The organism is Kutzneria chonburiensis, assembly GCF_028622115.1.
GTDB lineage: Bacteria > Actinomycetota > Actinomycetes > Mycobacteriales > Pseudonocardiaceae > Kutzneria > Kutzneria chonburiensis.
This window is the reverse complement of record NZ_CP097263.1, coordinates 2500613-2520329: the sequence shown is the minus strand read 5'-3', so window position 1 is coordinate 2520329 and position 19717 is coordinate 2500613. Positions and strand designations below refer to the sequence as shown.

Below are 19717 nucleotides of genomic sequence, written 5' to 3'. Positions count from 1 at the left end.
AGGTTGGATTGTGCGAGGTGAGAGTTGGTGGGTGTGGCAACAGGGCGGGTGCTGCGGTTCGACGACGTGCGGGGTTTCGGGTTCATCGCGCCGGATTCCGGCAGCGAGGACGTTTTCGTGCACGCGAACGACCTCAGTGAGGACAAGTCGGTGTTCAAGCCGGGCACCACGGTCGAGTTCCAGATCGAGGAGGGCGACCGCGGCCTGAAGGCCGTCGACGTGCGGCGGACCGGTCGGTCCGGCGGGCGGGGTTCGGGCGGTTCGGGTGGTGGCGGCGCGGTGTCGGGGTTCGGCGCCGAGCTGACCGAGGCGCTGCTGGTCGAGGTCCCGGACCTGACCGGGGCGCAGATCGTGCGTATCCGCGAGACCGTGGCCGACGTGGCCAGGGCCCGCGGCATCTCGCTGTAGCGGACGACGGGCGGCGGCCACGGCCGCCCGTGTCCCGTCCCCTGGCGCGATCACCGGCCCGATCGCCATTCGGCCTGGTCGATGGCCGTCCGTTCCCGGTCGATCGAACGTTCTCCCCATGAATACTTGGCAATTTCGGTAAACACCGATAACGTGATGGTGGTTGCGTGACGACGTCACGCGTACCGGGGAAATGCCACACATTGGGGAGTGGGCCTTTGTCTGTCAACACCGAATTGTCCGCGCGGGCTGCCGACCGCGCCCGCGGCTGCCCGTTCGCCGCTGCCCCCGGCCACGAGGACACCGACCTGAACGGCCCCGTGGCGCGGGTGCGCACGCCCGCCGGCATCGACGCCTGGATGGTCAACCGCTACGAGGACGTCAAGGACGTGCTCAGCGACACCACCCGGTTCAGCTCGGCCGCCGGCTCGATCAACCACATGCTGCCGCGGATGTGGCCGCCGCAGCCGATGGAGCCCGGTGACTTCAACCGGATGGACGGCGCCGAGCACCTGCGGTTCCGCCGCGCCTTCGGCATCGAGATCGGCGCGGCCAAGCGGATGGACGCGTTACGGCCGTCGGTGCAGCGCATCGTCGACGAGGCGCTGGACGCCATCGCCGGCGCCGAGCAGCCGGTCGACTTCCACGAGCTGTTCTCCAAGCCCGTGACCACGGCGGTGATCGCCGACCTGATGGACGTGCCGTACGCGGACCGCCAGCTGTTCCACGACTCGGCCGCCGCCGCGCTGGACATCTCCATGGACCCGGAGATCGCCACTGCCGCGTTCGACAAGCTCAAGGCGTACGTGCGCAAGCTGCTGGTGGACCGCCGGGAGAACCCGGGCGACGACGCGCTCAGCCACATCATCGCCCGCAGCGAGGCCGGCGACCGGCCGTTCACCGACGACGAGCTGGAGTCGATCGGCTTCGCGCTGATCTCGGCCGGCTTCGACGTCACCGCCGGCATGCTGACCTTCATCATGCTGACTCTGTTCGAGTTCCCGGCCGAGATGGCCCGGCTGGTCGCGGATCCGTCGCTGGCGCCGACCGCGGTCGACGAGTTCGTCCGCTTCCTGCCCGGCGACGTGGGCATCCTGCGCCAGGCCGTGGCCGACACGGAGATGGGCGGCGTCCAGATCAAGGCGGGCGACTACGTGATCGCCGGCATCGGCGCCGCCGGCCACGACGAGTCGGTGTTCCCGGACCCGGAGACGCTCGACCTGGCCCGTACACCCAATTCGCACCTCAGCTTCGGCCGCGGCCCGCACGCGTGCGTCGGCCAGCAGCTGGCCCGCCTGGAGCTTCGGGTGGCGCTGGAGACGGTGCTGCGGCGCGTGCCGTCGCTGCGCTGCGCGGTGCCGGTGGCGGAAGTCCCGCTGCGGCAGGACAACATCGTGCCGGGGCCGGCCCACCTGCCGGTGCTGTTCGACGCCGTGCTGCCGGTTCGGGAGGAGACGCCGTGATCCACGTCGAGACCGACACCGACCTCTGCATCGCCTCCGGGGTCTGCGCCATGACCGCGCCTGCGGTGTTCGACCAGGATGCCGACAGCGGCCTGGTCGTGCTGCTGGACGCTGACCCGGGTGAAGAGCAGACCGCCGCGGTGCGCGAGGCCGCGACGCTGTGCCCGAACGCGGTGATCTCGCTCATCGAGCGCTGAACACGAAACACGGCGCCGTCCAGGTATGGACGGCGCCGTGTCTCGTTCCGCATCGGCCGAGGTTCCGACCGACTAGTGACGCGGGTCACCTCCGACGAGCTTGGTCAGGCGATCGAACATGCGGGCCACCCGGGTGGTGGGCCGGGTCGGGCGGCACACGGGCTCGTACGTCCCGCAGTGCAGCCGCTCCGCGCCGGTGCTGGTGGTCGCGACCACGGTCGCGTGGCCACAGCCCGGGCAGGGGGCGACGGTGCCATCCGGATCGGGAATGCCTAATACACTCACCAGGCGGCCTCCAGGACCAGTCTGTCCATACCGCCATTGTCCCATCCCGGGCCGCCGCCGGTCTCGCGGATACCGCTCCCGGGCGCGTCGGCCGGTGGCACACCCGTCACCCGCGTGGACCATCGCGACGCAGCCCTGCTCGGGCCGCGATTTCTGTGCTAGGCATGACGGATGATCGAGGCGGGGGAAGTCCTGGAGCGGGCGCGCTCGAGAGCCGAGACGGCAGCGGAGCAGGCCGGGGTGACCGTGCGGGTGCTGCACGAGCTGCCGGACCTCGAAGAGGTCCGCCTGCTGCTGGACGACGTGTGGCGGCCGGACCCGACCAATCCCACGGCCACCCTGGAACTTCTCCGGGTCGTGTCGCACATCGGCAGCTACGTCGCGGCGGCGTACCGCGGCGACACGATCGTCGGCGCGACCATGGGATTCTTCGGGCCGCCGGACACCAGGAGCCTGCACTCGCACATCACCGGCGTCCGCCCGGACGGCCAGGTTCGCGGCGTCGGTTTCGCGTTGAAGACGCATCAGCGGGCGTGGGCGCTGGACAACGGCCTGCGCATGGTCAACTGGACGTTCGACCCGCTGGTGTCCCGCAATGCACACTTCAATCTGGCCAAGCTGGGCGCGCGCTGCCACGTGTACCTGGAGTCGTTCTACGGCGACATGCCCGACGAGCTGAACGCCGGCGACGAGAGCGACCGCATCCTGTTGGAGTGGGACCTCGCTGACCCGTCGGTGGCCCGCGCCCTGGACGGTCATCCGGTCGAGCGTGTGCCGGATGCCTTGGTGGCGTTGGACATCGACGACAGCCAGCGGCCGGTGCCGGGTGAGATCAAGGGCCGCTACGTGGAAGTCCGCATTCCGCCGGACATCTACGCCGTGCGCAAGGCCCGGCCGGAGACGGCGCTGCGCTGGCGGCTGGCCGTGCGCGACGTGCTCGGCGGCCTGCTCGCCGACGGCGCGGTGATCACCGGATTCAGCCGTGACGGCGGCTATCTGCTGGACCGCGGGGAGGACGCGTGAAGATCGAGGGCCTCGAGCTGCGCTGGGCGTCGCTGCCGCTGGTCGGCACGTTCCGCACGTCGTTCGGCAGCGAGACCACGCGCGATCTGTTGCTGCTGCGGCTGGTCACCGATCGGGCCGAAGGCTGGTCGGAGTGCGTGGCGATGACCGCGCCGGTCTACTCGCCGGAGTACGTGGACGCGGCCGCGCATGTGATCGAGCACGTGCTGTTCCCGGAGATCGCCGCACTGTCCGATCCGGACGTTCACGCCGTTTCCCGGGCCATGCAACGGTTCCACGGCCACCAGATGGCCAAAGCCGCGCTGGAGACGGCTTTTCTCGACGCCGAACTGCGGTCGCTCGACCTGTCGCTGGCCCGTTATCTGGGCGGCGCCGTGGATCGGGTGGCCTCCGGGGTGTCGGTCGGCATCATGGATTCCGTTCCGCAGCTGCTCGACGCCGTCGGCGGCTACCTCGATCAGGGTTACGTGCGGATCAAGCTGAAGATCGAGCCGGGCTGGGACGTCGAGCCGGTCCGGGCCGTGCGGGAGCGCTTCGGCGACGACGTGCCGTTGCAGGTCGATGCCAACACCGCCTACACCGTCGGCGACGCGCGGCAGCTGGCCAAGCTCGACCCGTTCGACCTGCTGCTCATCGAGCAGCCACTGCCCGAGGACGACCTGCTCGGCCATGCCCGGCTGGCCCGGCAGATCCGCACGCCGGTCTGCCTGGACGAGTCGATCACGTCGGCCAAGGTCGCGGCCGACGCGATCAGCCTCGGCGCGTGCGCCATCGTCAACATCAAGCCCGGGCGGGTCGGCGGATATCTGGAGTCTCGCCGCGTGCACGACGTCTGCCAGGCCCACGGGGTGCCGGTGTGGTGCGGCGGCATGTTGGAGACCGGCGTCGGGCGGGCGGCCAACCTCGCGCTGGCCTCGTTGCCCGGGTTCACCCTGCCGGGCGACACCTCGGCGTCGGACCGCTACTTCCACCGGGACGTCACCGAGCCGTTCACAATCGAGAACGGGCACGTCCGGGTGCCGACCGGGCCGGGAATCGGCATCACCCCGGTACCCGAGATTCTGCACGAACTGACGACCGACACCCGGTGGCTTCCGGCGAACGGGTGAAGGAATGCATTAATTGTTCTAGACCTCCGGTGACCCGGCGGATTCATAAACGTATACACCGGTGTGTGCTGGGTCTCTCCGCCTTGCGCCACTGAATCGAATCTGCTCGAATAATGAGGTACCGTCGCCTTGTCTCTGGGGGCAAGAAAATGCAGTACTTCCGCCGGGCCGGTGTGCTCGCCGGTTCCGCCGCCGCCGTCATCGCCGCATCCACCGGGGCAGCGCACGCCAACCCGCCGTCGCTGTCGGACGTCGTCACGGACACCACCCTGTCCACGACGACGTTCGTTCCGGGCAAGCAGGTCCATGCGACCTGGACGTTCAACCACGCGTACGCGTCACAGGTGACCGCCGTCCAACTGTGGCTCGCGCACTCGACCGGGATGGGCCACGCGCCCAACACGCGTATCGACGTGAACGTGGATCCCAATTCCGGTGCTGTCGACTTCACGGTGCCGAATGTGACGCCGAGCAAGCCGGGCAACATCTGGATTTTCGACATCGTGTGGGTGGACGGGAACGGTCGGCAGACCGAACTGTCACTCACGAACGTCACCGTGAAGTGAGCCGGCCGGGTCGGCGCACCGCCGTCGCGCCCACCCGGTCGACGTCATTGTTCTCCGTTGTGATATGACCGGACGGTCGCCGCCATGCTGCCCGGTCGAACATTCTTCTCTTTTTTTGCCGGTCGGATTTAGTTCAGTCGAAATACCGGCGGGGTCAACCGCATACGAGACGAGGCCGCGGGGCATCTGCCCCGCGGCCTCGTCGCTGTGTGCGGCCGGCTGCGGACCGACCTTCCTCATCGCTCCCTATCGTGCGTTAATTAGATGCGGATAGGGAAGGATGCGGTACGCTCTCTCTTGTGTCCCAGGAGATGTACTCGGTGGAGCAGGTCGCGGACCTGCTGGGCCTGCACGTGCGCACGGTCCGCGGCTACGTCCGTGACGGCCGGCTCAAGGCGGTCAGGATCGGCAAGCAGTACCGGATCGCCCAGGCCGACCTCGACGCCTTCACCGGCGCGGAGTCGCAGGTCCGGCGGACCCGGCACGTGGAGGTGTCGACCATCGTCGAGATCGACGCGATCAGCCGGGAGGACGCCAGCCGGATCGCCATGGGCGCGGTCGGGGCGGCCAACACGCGGGGCTACGAAGCTCAGCCGCTGCGCATCGAGACCGCGTACGACGAGGTACGCGGCCGACTGAAGCTGATCATCCTGGGGGACCTGACCACCACCGCGGAGCTGCTGCGGTGGATCGCCTTGCTGGCAGAGGGGGAGTCGTGACCGCGACCATCTACAAGACCGAGGCCGGTGGCCAGGAGCTCCGCGCGTTCTACGAGCGCGCGCTGGGGCACTGGCCGGTGCCGGCCGACCGCCGCACGGTGCCGACCCGGCACGGTGACACCTTCGTGATGGTGTCGGGGAACGAGACCGGCCCGCCGGTGATCCTGCTGCACGGTTCGGCCGGCAACACGCTGAGCTGGATGTCGGTGGTGGGAAATCTGGCCGACCGGTTCCGGCTCTACGCCGTGGACATCATCGGCGAGCCGGGGCTGAGCGCGCCGTCCCGGCCGCCCTTGGGCTCTTCGGCCTACGCCGAGTGGTTCGACGACGTGCTGGCCGGTCTGGGCCTGACCGAGGTGCAGATGGTGGCGGCGTCCCTGGGCGGCTGGTTCGCCATCGACTGCGCCACCCGTCGACCGGGACGGATCAGCCGCATGGTGCTGCTGGTGCCGGGCGGCATCGGCCGCCAGAAGCTCGGCAAGATGGCACTGTTCTTCCTCGGCCGGCTGTTGGGCCGCAAGCAGCCGGAGCCCCAGTCGCCGCCGGAGAAGTACCTGCGCATGGTGTTCGAGCACTACCGGCCGCGGCTGCTGATGCCGATCTTCTCCGCCGCCCGGCTGCGCAAGCTGACCATGCCGCTGCTGGCCATCGTCGGCGACCGCGACGAGTTGCTGAACTCCAAGGCGACCCAGCGGCGGCTGACCGCCACGACCGACGCGACCGTGGTGATGCTGCCCGACACCGGGCACATGCTGCCGGACCAGAGCGAGCGGATCGGGGTTTCCTCCGTGACTGACACAGTGACCGACATCGGCGGGACCACCGCGTTCGTGCTGGCTCCGGACGGCCCGAAGCTGTCAACCGAGCAGGACGCGGTCGACATCATCGGGCAGCTCTGGGGGCAGCCGGTGCCGCTGGTGGTGATCCCGGTGGAGCGGTTCGCCGACGGCGTGTTCGACCTGCGCACCACCCTGCTCGGGCACTTCACGCAGAAGTTCATCGGCTACGGCAAGAGCCTGGCCATCGTCGGTGACCTGGGTGAACACCTCGCCGGGAGCGAGCCGCTGCGGGCGTACGTCCGGGAGTCCAACCGGGGCAGCCGGATCTGGTTCCTGGACGACGTTAATCAGGTGGCGGCCCGGCTCGGCTGACCTAGCCTGGCCGAATGGACCTGGGGACCGAGGCGGACCGCGTGGCCGCCGAGACATCGTTCACCGGCGTGGTACGGCTGGACGAGGCTGGCGCGGCGGTGTTCGAGCGGGCGTACGGCATGGCGCATCGCGGGCTGGGTGTTCCGAACACTGTGGACACTCGGTTCGCGATCGCCAGTGGTGGCAAGGCGTTGACGGGGCTGGCCGTCGTGTCGCTGATCGAGGATAGCACCCTCGGCCTGTCGACGACGGCGAGGTCCGTGCTGGGCCCGGACCTGCCGTTGATCGACGACGCCGTGACGGTGGAACAGTTGCTGTCCCACCGTTCCGGCATCGGCGACTACTACGACGAGGACGGCGACCCGTCGCTGCCGGTGCCGGCGCAGGACCTGGAGACGACCGAACAGTACGTGCCGATCCTGGACGGCTATCCGCAGAAGTTCCCGCCCGGCACCAGGTTCAACTACAACAACGGCGCCTTTGTCGTGCTGGCGCTCATCGCCGAACGCGCGAGCGGCGTCCCGTTCCACGACCTGGTGGCGCAGCGGGTGTGCGCGCCGGCCGGTCTGGTGGACACGGCCTACCTGCGCAGCGACGAGCCGGACCGGCGGACGGCGCTCGGCTATCTGGCCAAGGATGGCTTGCGCACCAACGTTTTTGACCTCCCGGTGCGCGGCAGCGGCGACGGTGGCATCTACACCACGGTAGCCGACTTCCACGCGCTGTGGCGGTCCTTCTTCGCCGGCCGCGTCGTCTCGTCGAAGTGGGTCGAGGAGATGACGCGTCCGCGCAGCGTGCACGAAGGCAGGCGGCCACTGCGGTACGGCTTGGGCTTCTGGCTGCACGAGTCGTCCGACACGGTGATCGTCATGGGTTCGGATCCGGGTGTCTCGTTCTGGTCCGAGGCCGATCCGTCCGGCGCGTTCGTTCATACTGTGGTAGGCAACTCGAGTGATGCGGCCTGGCCGGTGGCCCGGCTGTTCGGTTGACTCCATTGGAGGTGTCGGCGGCTCGGGGGTGCTGGCTAGCATTCGCGAGTGGACGCCGGCACCGTGGATTTCCTGGAGTCGTGGCGGTTGTCGCCGGAGCGTCGCCGGCAACGCCGGGGCGGCTGGCTGACCGTCGTGGTGGCGGTTGCCGTTGGCGTGGCGTCCTTTGTGCTCTATCGGGACCACGGGATCACGCTCGGCCTCGACCTGCCGGACCTGATTCCGTATGGGGTACTGGCTCTGGCCACGGCCGTCGTCTTCTGGCTGCTGATGCTGTTCGTCACGTTGGCGTATCGCGATGCGCTGCAACGGGAGCACAGCGAGCGCTGGCAGGTGGCGGAGTCGCGTCGGCTGCTTGAGCGGGCCGAGCAAGCCTCCGACAAGCGGGGTCCGCTGGACCTCACGGTATTGTGGGCGTTGACGCAGCGTCGCCTGGACTACTACCACGCGCTGGCGACTTTCCAGGCGGAGCGCAGTTTTCACCATGCCCAGCGGGCCGTGTTCGTCGGCTTCGCGGTGCTGGTCGCCGCGGTCGTGGTGGTGGCGCTGACCGGCTCGACGGTGATCACCATCGTCGCCGGTTCGATCGGCGTGATCGGCGCGGCGCTGGCGGCCTACCTAGGGCGGTCGTTTCTCCGGGCCCAGGAGGCCACCACCGAGCGGATGCAGCTGTACTTCTCCCAGCCGTTCGCGTTCTCCCGCCAGCTGTCGGCCGAACGGCTGCTGATATTGCTCGAAGCGGAGGATCGCGCGGCGGCGGTGCGGGACCTGATCCGCGCGGTCATGGAGACGCCGGTCGAGCCGGTCAGGCGGGGCCGGCACTCGTCGTGACAAGGGCCTCGGCATAGCCGTTGACGATCACGTCGTCGAGCCGCGTCGGTTCACCGTTGAGCGCCAGCGCCGGAAAGCGGTGGCGCAGCTTGGTTATCGCCGTGCCGACCAGCTCGTCGTGATCACCGAGGGTGAGGTGGCCGGTGGTGTTGCGGCCGAAGTCGAGCTCGTCCGGGCGGTCGAACATGATCGGGTCGCGGTTGGCCGAGCCGATCAGCACGGCGATCGTCTCGCCGGCCTCGATCTCGATGCCGGCCAGGCCGATCGGGGCGTCGGCGGTGCGCAGCGCCATGCCGTACGGGCCGTCGTGCCGGGACAGCTCGGCCACGTTCACCCCGGTCTGGTCGGGATGCCGCAGCAGATCGACGACGCCGTTGACGATCAGGTGCGCGACCGCGTTGTCCCCGGCCACCGGCACGGCGAAGTCCCGTACCAGGTCGAAGTCGTGGTCCAGGCCGTCGAGCACCGCGTCGACGTCACCCGGCACCGGGTCGACCGGCGACGGCTTGAGCGCCTCGAAGGCGTCGGCGTAGCGGCTGACCAGCCACACCCGGCGGCCGTCGGGCAGCACCGCCTCGCAGATCGGCGCCTGCAATCGCAGCCACCGATGCATGGTGTGCCGGTCCTGGATGTACTTGTCGTCGAGCATCACGGCCACAGCGCATTCTAGGTGACCAGAATGTCGAGCCGGTCGAGGCCCCGCAGCGCCGGATCCGGCCGGAAAGCCGGCTCCTCGGCCAGCCGCAGGCCGGGGAATCGCGCGGCGAGCGCCGGGAACAGCACCTGTCCCTCGATGCGGGCCAACGCCGCGCCGAGGCAGTAGTGTGCGCCCGCGCCGAACGTGAGATGCCCGGCAGCGTCGGGACGGCGCAGGTCGAGGCGGTCCGGGTCGGGGTAGCGGCCGGGATCGCGATTGGCCGCGCCCAGTACGGGAAAGACCAGTTCCCCAGCGGCAATTCGCTTGCCGCCGAGCTTGAGGTCCACGGTGGCCTGCTGTGGTGTGATGATCGGTGCCGGCGAGTCGTAGCGTAGCAGCTCCTCGGCGGCGGTCCGGGCGATCGACGGGTCGTCACGCAGCAGCGCGTATTGTTCGGGGTGGCGCAGCAATGCCAGCACGCTGTTGCCGATGTAGTGCGCGGTGGTCTCCAGGCCGGCGTTGATCACCGAGATGATGTTGGTGACCATGTCGTCGTCGGCCACCATGCCGCTGACGTACGCCGTCAGTGCGTCGGCGGCGGCCTGGGCGCGGTACGCCGTCGCTACCGGATCCTCGCCGAACTGGGCTTGCCCCAGCACGGCCATCACGTCCCGACCCCACTCGGCGACCTGCGGCTGATCGCAACGAGGCACGCCGACGAGGTCCATCACCACGCGCCCCGGCAACGGGTACGCCACCTCGGACATGAACTCCACCGGACCCGGCCGGTCGATCGCGTCCAGCAGCTCGGCGACGGCCTTTTCCACGTCGCCGCGCAGCGCTTCCATCGCGCGGGCGGTGAATCTGCCGGTGATGAGCTGCCGCATCCGGTCGTGGTGGCCGTGATTGCTGAACGGCAGGCTGGCGTCGAGCCAGTCGATGAACGGCTGGAGATCGGCCAGCGTCTCGGCCGGCAGCCGCGTCAACAGGGTGGCGGTGGACGGCCGGATCACCGACGGATCCCGTAGCAGCGCTGAGACTTCGGCGTGCCTGGTCAGAACCCAGCCGTCGAGGGCGTCGTCCCGGTAGACCGGCGCGAGATCGCGCAGCAGGTGGTAGAACGGGTACGGATCCTGGAGGAAGTCAGGGTCCATCGGGTTGAGGTGGATGCTGGCCTCGACGCGGGCCTGCGCGGGCGGCTGCGGGGCGGGGATCCTGGCGATGCAGTCGTTGATCGCCTTGGCGAGCGCGGTGAGATCGGGCGGGGCGAACGCCGTGAAGTGGTTGCCCGGCACGGTGATCACGTTGAGCCGACCGAGTCGCACGGCCTCCCAGCCGTTGGCCGGATCGTCCAGGCGCAGCGCTATGTGGCGGTCGTCGAACAGCACCTGCGGGAAGCCGCCCTCGGCCTTGAGTAGCGTGACGTCGAGGTCGGACGGACCCGGCTGGTAGCGGACTATGGCCTCGAGTTGGGCCTGGTAGACGCGCATGATGTTGCCGATGTGCTCGTCGGCCGGGCCGCTCGCGCCGAGGAACCGGGCCAGCTCGCGACGCTGTTCGGCGGGGGAGAGGCTCTGATCGACGCGGCGGCGAGGCGCGTCCGCGCCGCGGAAGGCGAGGCTGCGCATCCGCCACAGCTCTTCGATGATCGCCACGTCGTCGGCCGGCGGCTCCGGCTGCCCCGGCTCGGCGACGTAGGTGTCGATCAGGATCACCTGCGCCACTTCGTCGCCCTGCTGCCGAAGTCGGCGGCCTAGTTCGTAGGCGACCAGACCGCCGAACGAGTGGCCGCCGATGAGATACGGGCCGTGTGGCTGGATTGCCTTGATCTCCTCGACGTAGCGGCGGGCCAGTGCTTCGACGTCGTCCAGCGGTTCGTCGACACCATCGAATCCGGGGCTCTGCAAGGCATAGAACGTCTGCTGCGGCCCGATCGCCCGGGCCAGTGGCAGCAGGTAATAGGCCGCGCCGACCGCGCCGCCGATACAGAAGAACGGCCGCGGTGGGGTCAGGGTCAGCGCCAGGCTCTCCGCGCCGGCTTCCGCGCGGTGCTCGCCGAGATGCCGGGCGACGGCGTCCAATGTGTGCAGTTCGAGCAGCAGCGAATGCCGCACCCGATAGCCTACGTGCTCGGAGAGATCGGCCAGCACGGTGGCCATCTGCAAGGACTCCAGGCCCAGCGTGGCGAGCGCCGCCTGCGGGTCGACCGGCCGTTTGAGCTCGGAGGACACCTTGCGGCACAACCAGTTCGTGAGATCCCCGCCGAAGTGGCGGGCGACCAGGTCGTGGGCGTGGTCGAGGTTGCACTCGACCAGTTCGAAGGCCGGCAGGCTGCCCGCGTGGTAGGTGTTGTGGCGGCCCTGGAGGTCCTCGATGCGGTCGTAGATGCCGTCGGCGACGTCGGCCGACCCGAAGTGCGGCATGTACTTCCATTGCCGTTCAACGATGACGTCGTCCACATCGGCCGGTCCGTAGGAGTAGCAGGCGTAGACTTCGCTGTCGGCGTACCGATGGTGATAGGCGGTGTCGCCGTACAACGTGAAGGCCATTCGCGGCTGATCCGGGGCCGCGCCGAAGGTGGTACGGTAGTCGTGATACCGGATCCGCCCCGCGAGATCACGTTCTTCCTCGCGGACGTCCAGCACCGCCAGTAGCTGGTCGAGCGGCACCGTGAGCACGAGATCGTCGAACCTGAGGGTTTCTTCGTCGACGGTCACGAGCACCCGCGTGCCGTGTCGGCGAATCGCGGAAATCGTGACGCCGCACCGAACATCGCTGAGCGATGCGGCCACCCGCTCCCACACCTGACCGAAGCCGCCCGCGATGGTGAACGGCCACTTCCGGCCCGGCACCGACGCGTCCCGGTCGGCCAGCAGCCCCGTCATCTCGGCGTACTTGACCAGATAGAGCGCCGGCAGGTCGCCGGCCAGTCGACCGTACCCGGAGGAGGTGTAGCCCAACTCAAAGGTGTCAGCGAACTCCGGCAGCAGGGAAAGCCATTGCCGCACCGGCATTGCCAGCGCCCGGGCGGAGTGCGCCAACCCCGCCTTGCCGATGTCCGGGAACTGCTCGGCCTTCAGCGCGTCATACCGCCGACGCGCGTCCGGCGTGAGGAACGGCCGTCGGGTCACCGGCGTGATGTCCTCGATGGACAGACCGAGCTCGCTCACCAGCGCCGCCAGGCGTTGGTAGGTCAGCGTGCACACGTGCCCGCCGACATCAAAGGCATGCCCGTCAAGGGTGATGGACGCGCACTTGCCACCCACGTGGTCGGCCGCCTCCAGCACCGTCACGGCGTGCCCGAGCCGCTCCAGCTCCCGGGCCACCGTCAGCCCGCTGACGCCAGCACCCACCACACAAACACGCCTCACGCAGGCACGCCCTCCTGGGACAGGAACGCCGCACGGCAGGCGCCGCGTCGGATCTTGCCGCTGGTTGTCTTGCGCACCAGGCCTTGTGGGCCGACCACGACCCGGGCACAGGTCAGCTGGTGGTCATCCCGCACGCGGTCGGTGACGGCCTCGATGACGGCTTGCTCGTCGGCGCGGCGGTCGCGCGTCTCCACGAGGACGACCAGGCGCTCGCCCTCCTCCGCGGGCACCGAGAAGGCGGCGACCCCGCCTGGCCGGATGGCCGGGTGGCAGTCGCGCACGCTGGCCTCGATGTCCTCGGGGTGCAGGTTGCGGCCGCGCACGATGATGAGGTCCTTGAGCCGGCCGGTGACGAAGAGCTCGTCGCCGTGCAGGAAACCGAGGTCGCCGGTGCGCAGGTAGCGCGTGGGGTCCTCGCCGCCGGCCACCAGGGCCCGGAAGGTGTGCTCGGTCTGCTCGGGCCGGCCGTAGTAGCCCAGGGCCTTGGTCCGAGAGCTGACCCAGATCTCGCCGACCCGGCAGGGCGGCAGCACCTCGTGGGTGTCCGGGTCGACGATCCGGAGCCGGGCGTCGAACTTGGTCAGCCGCCCGCAACCGACCAGCGTCCGCGCGGGTCGGTCGGGTAGGGCCGGCACGGCGCGGCCGGCTTCCAGGCTGACCCGGTCCAGGCTGAGCGTGCCGCGACCACCCATGGTGACGCTGACGGTGTGCTCGGCCAGGCCGTAGGCCGCGTAGAAGCTGTCGCGGTGCAGCCCGGACGGGGCGAAGGCATCCAGGAAGGAGGTGACGGTGTCGGGGCGGATGGGCTCGGCCGCCGACATGAAGACCCGCACCGAGCTCAGGTCCCAGGCCGCCCGTTGTTCCACGGTGGTCTTGCGGACCGCGAGGTCGAAGGCGAAGTTCGGGGCAGCGGTGTGCGTGGCCCGGCTCCGGGACATCACCTCGAACCACACGGCCGGGCGACGCAGAAAGGCCAGCGGCGAGAGCAGCCGGGTGTGCGCGTTGCCGCTCAGCGTGGACATGATCACGCTGATCAGGCCGAAGTCGTGGTACTGCGGTAGCCAGAACACGCCGCGGGCCCCGTCGCCGAGGCCGAGGTCGACGGCGTTGGCGGTGACCTCGCCGATCAGGTTGCCGTGCGTGATGACCACGCCGCGTGGCGATCCGGTTGAGCCGGACGTGTACTGGAGCAGTGCCGGCTGATCAGGATCCACCGGAGAATGCCACTCGACCGGAGCAGCGGGCGGGCGGCAGCTGTCGGTGTGCCGCCAGGTGATCCGCGGCCAGCTCGGCTTCGACCGGTCGAACACGCCGGCCACCGCGCCGACCGTGCGGGCCCGGTCGTACGCCTTGGCGGTGAGCACCGCCTTCGGCCGGCAGTCGTCGAGCACGGCGGCGAAGCCGGGCAAGGTCTGCCGCAGCCGGAACGGGTCCGGTGGGTACACCGGCACCGGAACGACGCCGGCGATCAGGCAGCCGACCAGGGCGATGACGAAGTCCGGACCCGGCGGGTACACGAGCACCGCGCGGTCGCCGGGCTCGAAACCCCAGCGGCGCAGCGCTTCCGCGACGGCCTCGCCGCGGGCCGCGATGCCGGTGGAGGTGAGTGAGGTCTGGTCGGCGCCGTCATCGTCCACGAAGGTCAGCAGCGGCCGGTTCGGGTCGTCCTGGACCAGCGCGTGCAGCGACGCCAGTGCTGAGTACTCCAAACCCGCCACCGTCCTTGTCGCACCGCTCGCCCGCTGATCGCGCCCCCGTCTCCGCACACCGTGCGGCAGGTGTCGTCCGGCGCGCAAGGACCCTGACCGGTCGTGTCGTCGAAAGCTACATCTCTACTGTTGGTGTGCTCGACGGTCGTCCACTGTGGAACAAATGGGGGAGAGGTGGGGTGGATGGGCGAGGAACCGGCCCCGGCGCTCCCGGACGAGTCCCCGGCCGGCCCGCGGGAGCTGCTGGCGGCGATCGCCGACGCGGCCCGGATGGCCTGTGTGCTCACCGACCTGCTGACCACGCTGCGTGAGCCGACCCGGCGGCTGGCCGGGCCGGGCGCGGCGGCGTCGGTGGACGTGGCCAGGAGACGGTCCGAGGAGGCGCTCCTGGAACTGGAGATCGCCCTGGGCGACGTCCGGGCGGCCGGTGGCCGTACGATACGTCCGAATGGGTGACCGCCCTGGCGGACCGGCCGGCCGGGGGCGAATGTCGATCCACCGTTCACCACAGCCCGCTGACTAAGGTAGCCAGACATGAGTCCAGCGTCGTGCCCGGAGTGCGACGGGCCGTCGGCCCGGCCGCTGCGAGTGCTGGCCGTCGACGACGAGCTCCCCGTGCTGGAGGAGATCGTCTACCTGCTGGGCGCCGACCCGCGGGTGGGCACGGCCGAGGGTGCCCAGGACTCCACCGAGGCGCTGCGTCTGCTGCATCGCGCGGCTGATGCGGACCGGCCGGTGGACGCGGTGTTCCTGGACATCAAGATGCCCGGCCTGAACGGCATGGAGCTGGCCCGGGTGCTGACCCGGTTCGCCAGCCCGCCGGCCCTGGTCTTCGTCACCGCGGACGACCAGTCGGCGGTGGAGGCGTTCGAGCTCAAGGCGCTGGACTACGTGCTCAAGCCGATCAGGCCGCAGCGGCTGGCCGAGGCGGTGCACCGGGTGGCGCACAAGGTGATCGCGAGCGCGGTGCAGGTGCCGGCGCAACAGGCGGCGGAACAGCCGGCTGGGCCGCCGCCGGTGACCCCGGACGACGTCATCCCGGTCGAGCTGGGCGGGATCACGCGGTTCCTGCGGCTGGCCGACGTGCGCTATGCCGAGGCGCAGGGCGACTACGCGCGACTGCACACCGCCAACGGCAGCTACCTGGTCCGGACGCCGCTGACCGGCCTGGAGGAACGCTGGCGGGACGCCGGTTTCGTGCGGATCCACCGCAGCCACCTGATCGCCCTGGCCCACGTGGAGGAGCTGCGGCTGGACGGCGGCCAGCTGTCGGTGAAGATCGGCGGCGCGATGCTGACCGTGAGCCGGCGGCACACACCCCAGTTGCGGGACCTGCTGGTCAAGCGGGCCCGGCCGCACGCGGTGCGGGCCGGCAAATGAACTCGGAGCGGCCGAAGCGGGTCGTCGTCACCAGCCCGTGGACGCGGGCGGCGCGGCGGTCGCGGTCCTATCCGATCGTGCGGGAGATCGACGAGCAGTCCGAGGTCGGCGCTCTGTACATGCGGTCGTTGATGCGTACCCAGCTGCGGCTCGGCGTGCTGGTGGTGCTGCTGGTGTGTGGGCCGCTGGCCGCGTTGCCGGTGCTGTTCAACCTGGTGCCGCTGACCAAGACGGTGGTGGTGCTGGGCCTGCCGCTGCCGTGGCTGGTGCTCGGGGCGGCGGTGTACCCGGTGGTCGTGTTGGTCGCCTGCTACTACGTGTGGCGGGTGGAGCGGACCGAGCGGGAGTTCGCCGACCTCGTCGAGCAGTCCTGACGCTGTGAGCAGCACGTACTCCGCGGTCTTCGTGGCGCTGGTGCTGGTCGCGGCGCTGCTCATCGGTGGCTACGGACTGCGGATCTCCCGTACCACCTCGGACTTCTACGTGGCGTCGCGGACCGTGTCGCCGTGGTGGAACGCCTCGGCCATCGGCGGCGAGTACCTGTCGGCGGCCTCGTTCCTCGGCGTCGCCGGGCTGATCTTCGCCTACGGGCCGGACATGCTGTGGTACCCGATCGGTTACACCGTCGGCTATCTGGTGCTGCTGGCGTTGGTCGCGGCGCCGCTTCGGCGTTCTGGCGCCTACACGGTGCCGGACTTCGCCGAGGCGCGGCTGGAGTCGCGGCGGGTGCGGCGGATGGCCAGTGTGCTGTCGGTCGGCATCGGCTGGCTGTACCTGGTGCCGCAGTTGCAGGGTGCGGGGCTGACGTTGACGACCGTCACCGGCGCGCCGGGCTGGCTAGGGGCGTTGCTGGTGGCGGCGGTCGTCGCGGTGAACGTGATGGCCGGCGGGATGCGGAGCATCACGTTCGTGCAGGCCGTGCAGTACTGGCTGAAGCTGACGGCGCTGGCCGTGCCGGTGATCTTCCTGGTGCTGGCCTGGCGGGGCGCCGGCGCGCCGACGCTCAACGGATCCGTGCCGGCGGTGTTTCCCAATGACACCAAGGTGACCGTGCAGACCACTGTGGACATCGAGGTGCCGTCCCGGGTGTCGGTGCGCGTCTCCGGCAAGGTGGACGGCCGGTCGTACACCGGCACTTCGGTGTCGCTGGGGCCGGGATCGCATCAGGTCTCCGCCGGGGCGGAGCTGGGTTTCCCGGGCGGATCCGTTGTACCGCAGGTGAAGGGCATTCCCGCCGACACGAACGCGCTGTGGGCGCAGCCGCTGGGCGGGGAGGGGCACGGCGACCCGTTCTACGTCACGTACTCGCTGATCATCGCCACTTTCCTCGGCACCATGGGGTTGCCGCACGTGGTGGTTCGCTTCTACACCAACCCGAACGGCCGCCAGGCCCGGCGGACGACCGTGGTCGTGCTGGCCCTGCTGGGCGTGTTCTACCTGCTGCCGCCGGCCTATGCGGCGCTCGGGCGGATCTACACGCCGGAGCTGCTGCTCACCGGGCAGACCGATGCCGTGGTGTTGGTGCTGCCGGCACGACTGGTCGGCGGGACGTTGGGGGAGCTGCTCGGCGCGCTGGTGGCCGGCGGGGCGTTCGCCGCGTTCCTGTCCACGTCGTCGGGGCTGACGCTGTCGGTGGCCGGCGTGCTGTCGCAGGATGTGTTGCTGCTGCGGGGACTTCGCGGTTTCCGGGTGGCGGCCTTCTGCGCCGCGATCGTGCCGTTCGGGGCGGCGCTGCTGGTGTCGGGCATGTCGCTGGCCGACGTCGTCGGGCTGGCCTTCGCGGTGGCCGCGTCGTCCTTCTGCCCGTTGCTGCTGCTGGGGATCTGGTGGCGGCGGCTGACGCCGTTCGGGGCGATGGCCGGGATGATCGCCGGCGGCGGGTTGGCGCTGGTCGCCGGGCTGGTGACGCTGTTGGTGCCACCCGGATCGGGGCTGGTCTACGATCTGCTCAGCCGGCCGGCGGCGTGGAGCGTGCCGCTGGGCTTCGCGGTGATGATCATCGGCTCGCTGCTCACGCCGCGGACCGTGCCGGCGTCGGTGAACCGGACGATGGTCCGGCTGCACGCCCCGGAGGCGCTCGGGCTGGCCCAGGAGGAGACGCCGTGACCGAGCTTGCGAGGTCACCATTGGGCTCGGGGGCCTGGGTGGCGGACCTGCTGGGCGTGAGCGGGGTGGGCTTGTGACCGGGCTTGTGAGGGGACCGTTCAGCGCGGGGGCCTGGGTCGTGGACCTGCTGGGCGTGAGCGGGGTGGGCTTGTGACCGGGCTTGTGAGGGGACCGTTCAGCGCGGGGGCCTGGGTGGCGGACCTGCTGGGCGTGAGCGAGGTGGGGCTGTGACGACCGCTGTGCTGGCCGGTCTGCTGTGCGTGATGACGCTGGCCGTGCTGGTGTTGTTGTGGCGCCTGCGAAACGCCCTGCGCGAGTCCGGCAACGCCGTCGACCGGGCCACGTACGAGACCTTGCACACCGCGTGGTCGGCCGCGCCGCCGTTGCGGGCCGGGCTGATGCCCGAGGCCGCCCGCCGGTCCGTCCCGCATCTTCGTGCCCTGCTTGACACTCCGGCCCTGGCCTTGACCGACGGCGAACGGGTGCTGGCCTGGGACGGCATAGGTGAGCAACACTCGGCCGAAGCCCTGGAGATCATCGCCCAGGCGCTGACCCATGGCCGTTCGCACGTGGCCCGGGTCTCCTGTGACGATGTCGAGTGCCCGCTGCGCTTTGCCGTCATGGTTCCGTTGCATGTGGACGGTCGGATCGCCGGCGTGCTGCTGGCGTACGCCGCCGAGGCGTCGGCCGGGCTCGTGCGGGCGGCCAACGAGGTGGCCCGCTGGGCCGGCGGTCAGCTGGAGCTGGCCGAGCTCGACCGGTCCAAGCGACGGCTCATCGAAGCCGAGGTGCGGGCCCTGCGGGCGCAGATCTCGCCGCACTTCATCTTCAACTCGCTCACCGCCATCGCGTCCTACGTGCGGACCGATCCCGAGCGGGCCCGCACGCTGCTGCTCGACTTCTCCGAGTTCACCCGCTACTCGTTCCGGCGGCACGGCGAGTACACCACGCTGGCCGAGGAGCTCCGGTCCATCGACCAGTACCTGTCCCTGGAGCGCGCCCGTTTCGGCGAACGACTCCATGTGACGCTCCAGATCGCGCCCGAAGTGTTGCCGGTGGCCGTGCCGTTCCTGTGCATGCAGCCGCTGGTGGAGAACGCCGTGCGGCACGGCATGGAGGGCAAGGTCGGGCCCGGCCGGATCAGCATCCAGGCCGCCGATGCCGGGGCCGAGGCCCACATCAGCATCGAGGACGACGGTGTCGGCATGGACCCCGACCGCCTGCGCCGGACCCTCGCCGGTGAGCCCGACGAGCAGACCGGCATCGCCCTCGGCAACATCGACGAGCGCCTGCGCCAGGTATACGGAGACGAGTACGGCCTCGTCGTGGAGACCGCCGTCGGGGCCGGCACGAAGATCCACCTTCGGGTGCCGAAGTACCGGCCCGGCATTCACGCCGACTGACCCCGCGAGCAGCGCCCACCGCGCACCTTCGAATGGCACATGCGCGTCGTACTTGCCTCTCTGCGGCACGTCCGGACCGCATGTGACGTCAAGGGTGGGGTCAGGCGGCGGGTCGTTGGGCGGGCGGTGGACCGGCCTCGGCCAGTGCCCTTTCACCTGATGGTGTGAGCCGGGCCGGCATCCAGGTGCTCGTGGACCGGGCGGCGACCACCAGGCCGGCGTGCACGAGATCGTGGGCCATGGCCTGGTCGCAACAGGGCAGGCCGTCGACCCGCAGGTCGGGCTCGCGGCTGTCGGTGAGTTCGGCGCGACCGGCGGCGACGGCGCGGAGGATGGCGATCGCCCGGTGCGGCAGTGGCGTGGTCATCGG

At 70.0% G+C, this 19717-nt stretch carries 20 protein-coding genes; 15 read left to right on the top strand and 5 right to left on the bottom strand.

Going from position 1 to position 19717, the window contains the following annotated elements; all coding sequences use genetic code 11:
* Nucleotides 1–27 precede the first annotated feature (27 nt).
* From M3Q35_RS11585 to M3Q35_RS11575, 3 genes are all read left to right on the top strand, one after another.
* Nucleotides 28–408: a cold-shock protein gene (locus M3Q35_RS11585; protein ID WP_273941691.1), complete on the top strand. Its 381-nt coding sequence runs from the start codon at nt 28–30 to the stop codon at nt 406–408.
* A 218-nt stretch (nt 409–626) separates the two neighbouring features.
* Complete coding sequence (locus M3Q35_RS11580; protein ID WP_273941690.1) at nt 627–1871, top strand: cytochrome P450; 1245 nt, start codon at nt 627–629, stop codon at nt 1869–1871.
* A complete protein-coding gene (locus tag M3Q35_RS11575; protein WP_379794091.1) occupies nt 1868–2068 on the top strand; it encodes a ferredoxin in 201 nt (66 codons plus the stop codon). Before M3Q35_RS11580 ends, M3Q35_RS11575 begins: the two co-directional genes overlap by 4 nt.
* A 72-nt stretch (nt 2069–2140) precedes the next feature.
* Here the strand turns inward: M3Q35_RS11575 and M3Q35_RS11570 are convergent, their stop codons facing one another.
* Nucleotides 2141–2353 carry a hypothetical protein gene (locus M3Q35_RS11570; RefSeq protein WP_273941689.1) on the bottom strand — a complete coding sequence of 71 codons (213 nt, stop codon included), beginning with the start codon at nt 2351–2353 and terminating at the stop codon, nt 2141–2143.
* A gap of 171 nt (nt 2354–2524) precedes the next feature.
* On the opposite strand from M3Q35_RS11570, the gene M3Q35_RS11565 reads away from it, so the two are divergent.
* The 7 genes from M3Q35_RS11565 to M3Q35_RS11535 all read left to right on the top strand — a co-directional run bounded on the left by M3Q35_RS11565 (nt 2525) and on the right by M3Q35_RS11535 (nt 8741).
* Nucleotides 2525–3376, top strand: coding sequence for a GNAT family N-acetyltransferase (locus tag M3Q35_RS11565; RefSeq protein ID WP_273941688.1), 852 nt, complete (start codon nt 2525–2527; stop codon nt 3374–3376).
* Nucleotides 3373–4485, top strand: a complete 1113-nt coding sequence (gene menC, locus M3Q35_RS11560) for an o-succinylbenzoate synthase (protein WP_273941687.1) — start codon at nt 3373–3375, stop codon at nt 4483–4485. Before M3Q35_RS11565 ends, menC begins: the two co-directional genes overlap by 4 nt.
* A gap of 149 nt (nt 4486–4634) precedes the next feature.
* Nucleotides 4635–5051, top strand: coding sequence for a hypothetical protein (locus M3Q35_RS11555; RefSeq protein WP_273941686.1), 417 nt, complete (start codon nt 4635–4637; stop codon nt 5049–5051).
* Nucleotides 5052–5350: 299 nt separating this feature from the next.
* Entirely contained in the window at nt 5351–5770 is a 420-nt protein-coding gene (locus M3Q35_RS11550) for a helix-turn-helix domain-containing protein (RefSeq protein WP_273941685.1), read from the top strand.
* Complete coding sequence (locus tag M3Q35_RS11545) at nt 5767–6921, top strand: alpha/beta fold hydrolase (protein ID WP_273941684.1); 1155 nt, start codon at nt 5767–5769, stop codon at nt 6919–6921. Before M3Q35_RS11550 ends, M3Q35_RS11545 begins: the two co-directional genes overlap by 4 nt.
* Before the next feature lie 14 nt (nt 6922–6935).
* Complete coding sequence (locus M3Q35_RS11540; RefSeq protein ID WP_273941682.1) at nt 6936–7910, top strand: serine hydrolase domain-containing protein; 975 nt, start codon at nt 6936–6938, stop codon at nt 7908–7910.
* A 48-nt stretch (nt 7911–7958) separates the two neighbouring features.
* Complete coding sequence (locus M3Q35_RS11535; protein ID WP_273941681.1) at nt 7959–8741, top strand: hypothetical protein; 783 nt, start codon at nt 7959–7961, stop codon at nt 8739–8741.
* Here the strand turns inward: M3Q35_RS11535 and M3Q35_RS11530 are convergent.
* From M3Q35_RS11530 to M3Q35_RS11520, 3 genes are read right to left on the bottom strand one after another with little or no spacing between them, the layout of a single operon-like run.
* Nucleotides 8716–9390: a cytochrome P450 family protein gene (locus M3Q35_RS11530; RefSeq protein ID WP_273941680.1), complete on the bottom strand. Its 675-nt coding sequence runs from the start codon at nt 9388–9390 to the stop codon at nt 8716–8718. The two genes, M3Q35_RS11535 and M3Q35_RS11530, sit on opposite strands and share 26 nt — an antisense overlap.
* Before the next feature lie 17 nt (nt 9391–9407).
* Complete coding sequence (locus M3Q35_RS11525) at nt 9408–12731, bottom strand: cytochrome P450 (RefSeq protein WP_273941679.1); 3324 nt, start codon at nt 12729–12731, stop codon at nt 9408–9410.
* 14 nt (nt 12732–12745) lie between these two features.
* Complete coding sequence (locus tag M3Q35_RS11520) at nt 12746–14458, bottom strand: fatty acyl-AMP ligase (RefSeq protein ID WP_273941678.1); 1713 nt, start codon at nt 14456–14458, stop codon at nt 12746–12748.
* 183 nt (nt 14459–14641) lie between these two features.
* On the opposite strand from M3Q35_RS11520, the gene M3Q35_RS11515 reads away from it, so the two are divergent.
* The 5 genes from M3Q35_RS11515 (at nt 14642) to M3Q35_RS11495 (ending at nt 19347) form a co-directional block, all read left to right on the top strand.
* Complete coding sequence (locus tag M3Q35_RS11515) at nt 14642–14914, top strand: hypothetical protein (protein WP_273941677.1); 273 nt, start codon at nt 14642–14644, stop codon at nt 14912–14914.
* Between the two features lie 78 nt (nt 14915–14992).
* The gene (locus tag M3Q35_RS11510) at nt 14993–15838 is read left to right on the top strand and encodes a LytR/AlgR family response regulator transcription factor (RefSeq protein ID WP_273941676.1); all 846 of its coding nucleotides are present in this window, start codon (nt 14993–14995) and stop codon (nt 15836–15838) included.
* Nucleotides 15835–16212 carry a hypothetical protein gene (locus M3Q35_RS11505; RefSeq protein WP_273941674.1) on the top strand — a complete coding sequence of 126 codons (378 nt, stop codon included), beginning with the start codon at nt 15835–15837 and terminating at the stop codon, nt 16210–16212. The genes M3Q35_RS11510 and M3Q35_RS11505 overlap by 4 nt, the downstream gene beginning before the upstream one ends.
* A gap of 4 nt (nt 16213–16216) precedes the next feature.
* Nucleotides 16217–17944: a sodium/solute symporter gene (locus M3Q35_RS11500; protein WP_273941673.1), complete on the top strand. Its 1728-nt coding sequence runs from the start codon at nt 16217–16219 to the stop codon at nt 17942–17944.
* Between the two features lie 227 nt (nt 17945–18171).
* Nucleotides 18172–19347, top strand: a complete 1176-nt coding sequence (locus M3Q35_RS11495) for a sensor histidine kinase (RefSeq protein WP_273941672.1) — start codon at nt 18172–18174, stop codon at nt 19345–19347.
* Between the two features lie 100 nt (nt 19348–19447).
* On the opposite strand, the gene M3Q35_RS11490 is transcribed toward M3Q35_RS11495, so the two are convergent.
* Entirely contained in the window at nt 19448–19714 is a 267-nt protein-coding gene (locus M3Q35_RS11490; protein ID WP_273941671.1) for a hypothetical protein, read from the bottom strand.
* Between the last annotated feature and the right edge of the window lie 3 nt (nt 19715–19717).

What these genes read in the sequence shown, in the direction of transcription:
- M3Q35_RS11490 (WP_273941671.1), bottom strand. Translation starts at nt 19,714, where the DNA reads ATGACCACGCCACTGCCGCACCGGGCGATCGCCATCCTCCGCGCCGTC.
- M3Q35_RS11565 (WP_273941688.1), top strand. Translation starts at nt 2,525, where the DNA reads ATGATCGAGGCGGGGGAAGTCCTGGAGCGGGCGCGCTCGAGAGCCGAG.
- M3Q35_RS11505 (WP_273941674.1), top strand. Translation starts at nt 15,835, where the DNA reads ATGAACTCGGAGCGGCCGAAGCGGGTCGTCGTCACCAGCCCGTGGACG.
- M3Q35_RS11515 (WP_273941677.1), top strand. Translation starts at nt 14,642, where the DNA reads ATGGGCGAGGAACCGGCCCCGGCGCTCCCGGACGAGTCCCCGGCCGGC.
- M3Q35_RS11530 (WP_273941680.1), bottom strand. Translation starts at nt 9,390, where the DNA reads ATGCTCGACGACAAGTACATCCAGGACCGGCACACCATGCATCGGTGG.
- M3Q35_RS11555 (WP_273941686.1), top strand. Translation starts at nt 4,635, where the DNA reads ATGCAGTACTTCCGCCGGGCCGGTGTGCTCGCCGGTTCCGCCGCCGCC.
- M3Q35_RS11510 (WP_273941676.1), top strand. Translation starts at nt 14,993, where the DNA reads ATGAGTCCAGCGTCGTGCCCGGAGTGCGACGGGCCGTCGGCCCGGCCG.
- M3Q35_RS11540 (WP_273941682.1), top strand. Translation starts at nt 6,936, where the DNA reads ATGGACCTGGGGACCGAGGCGGACCGCGTGGCCGCCGAGACATCGTTC.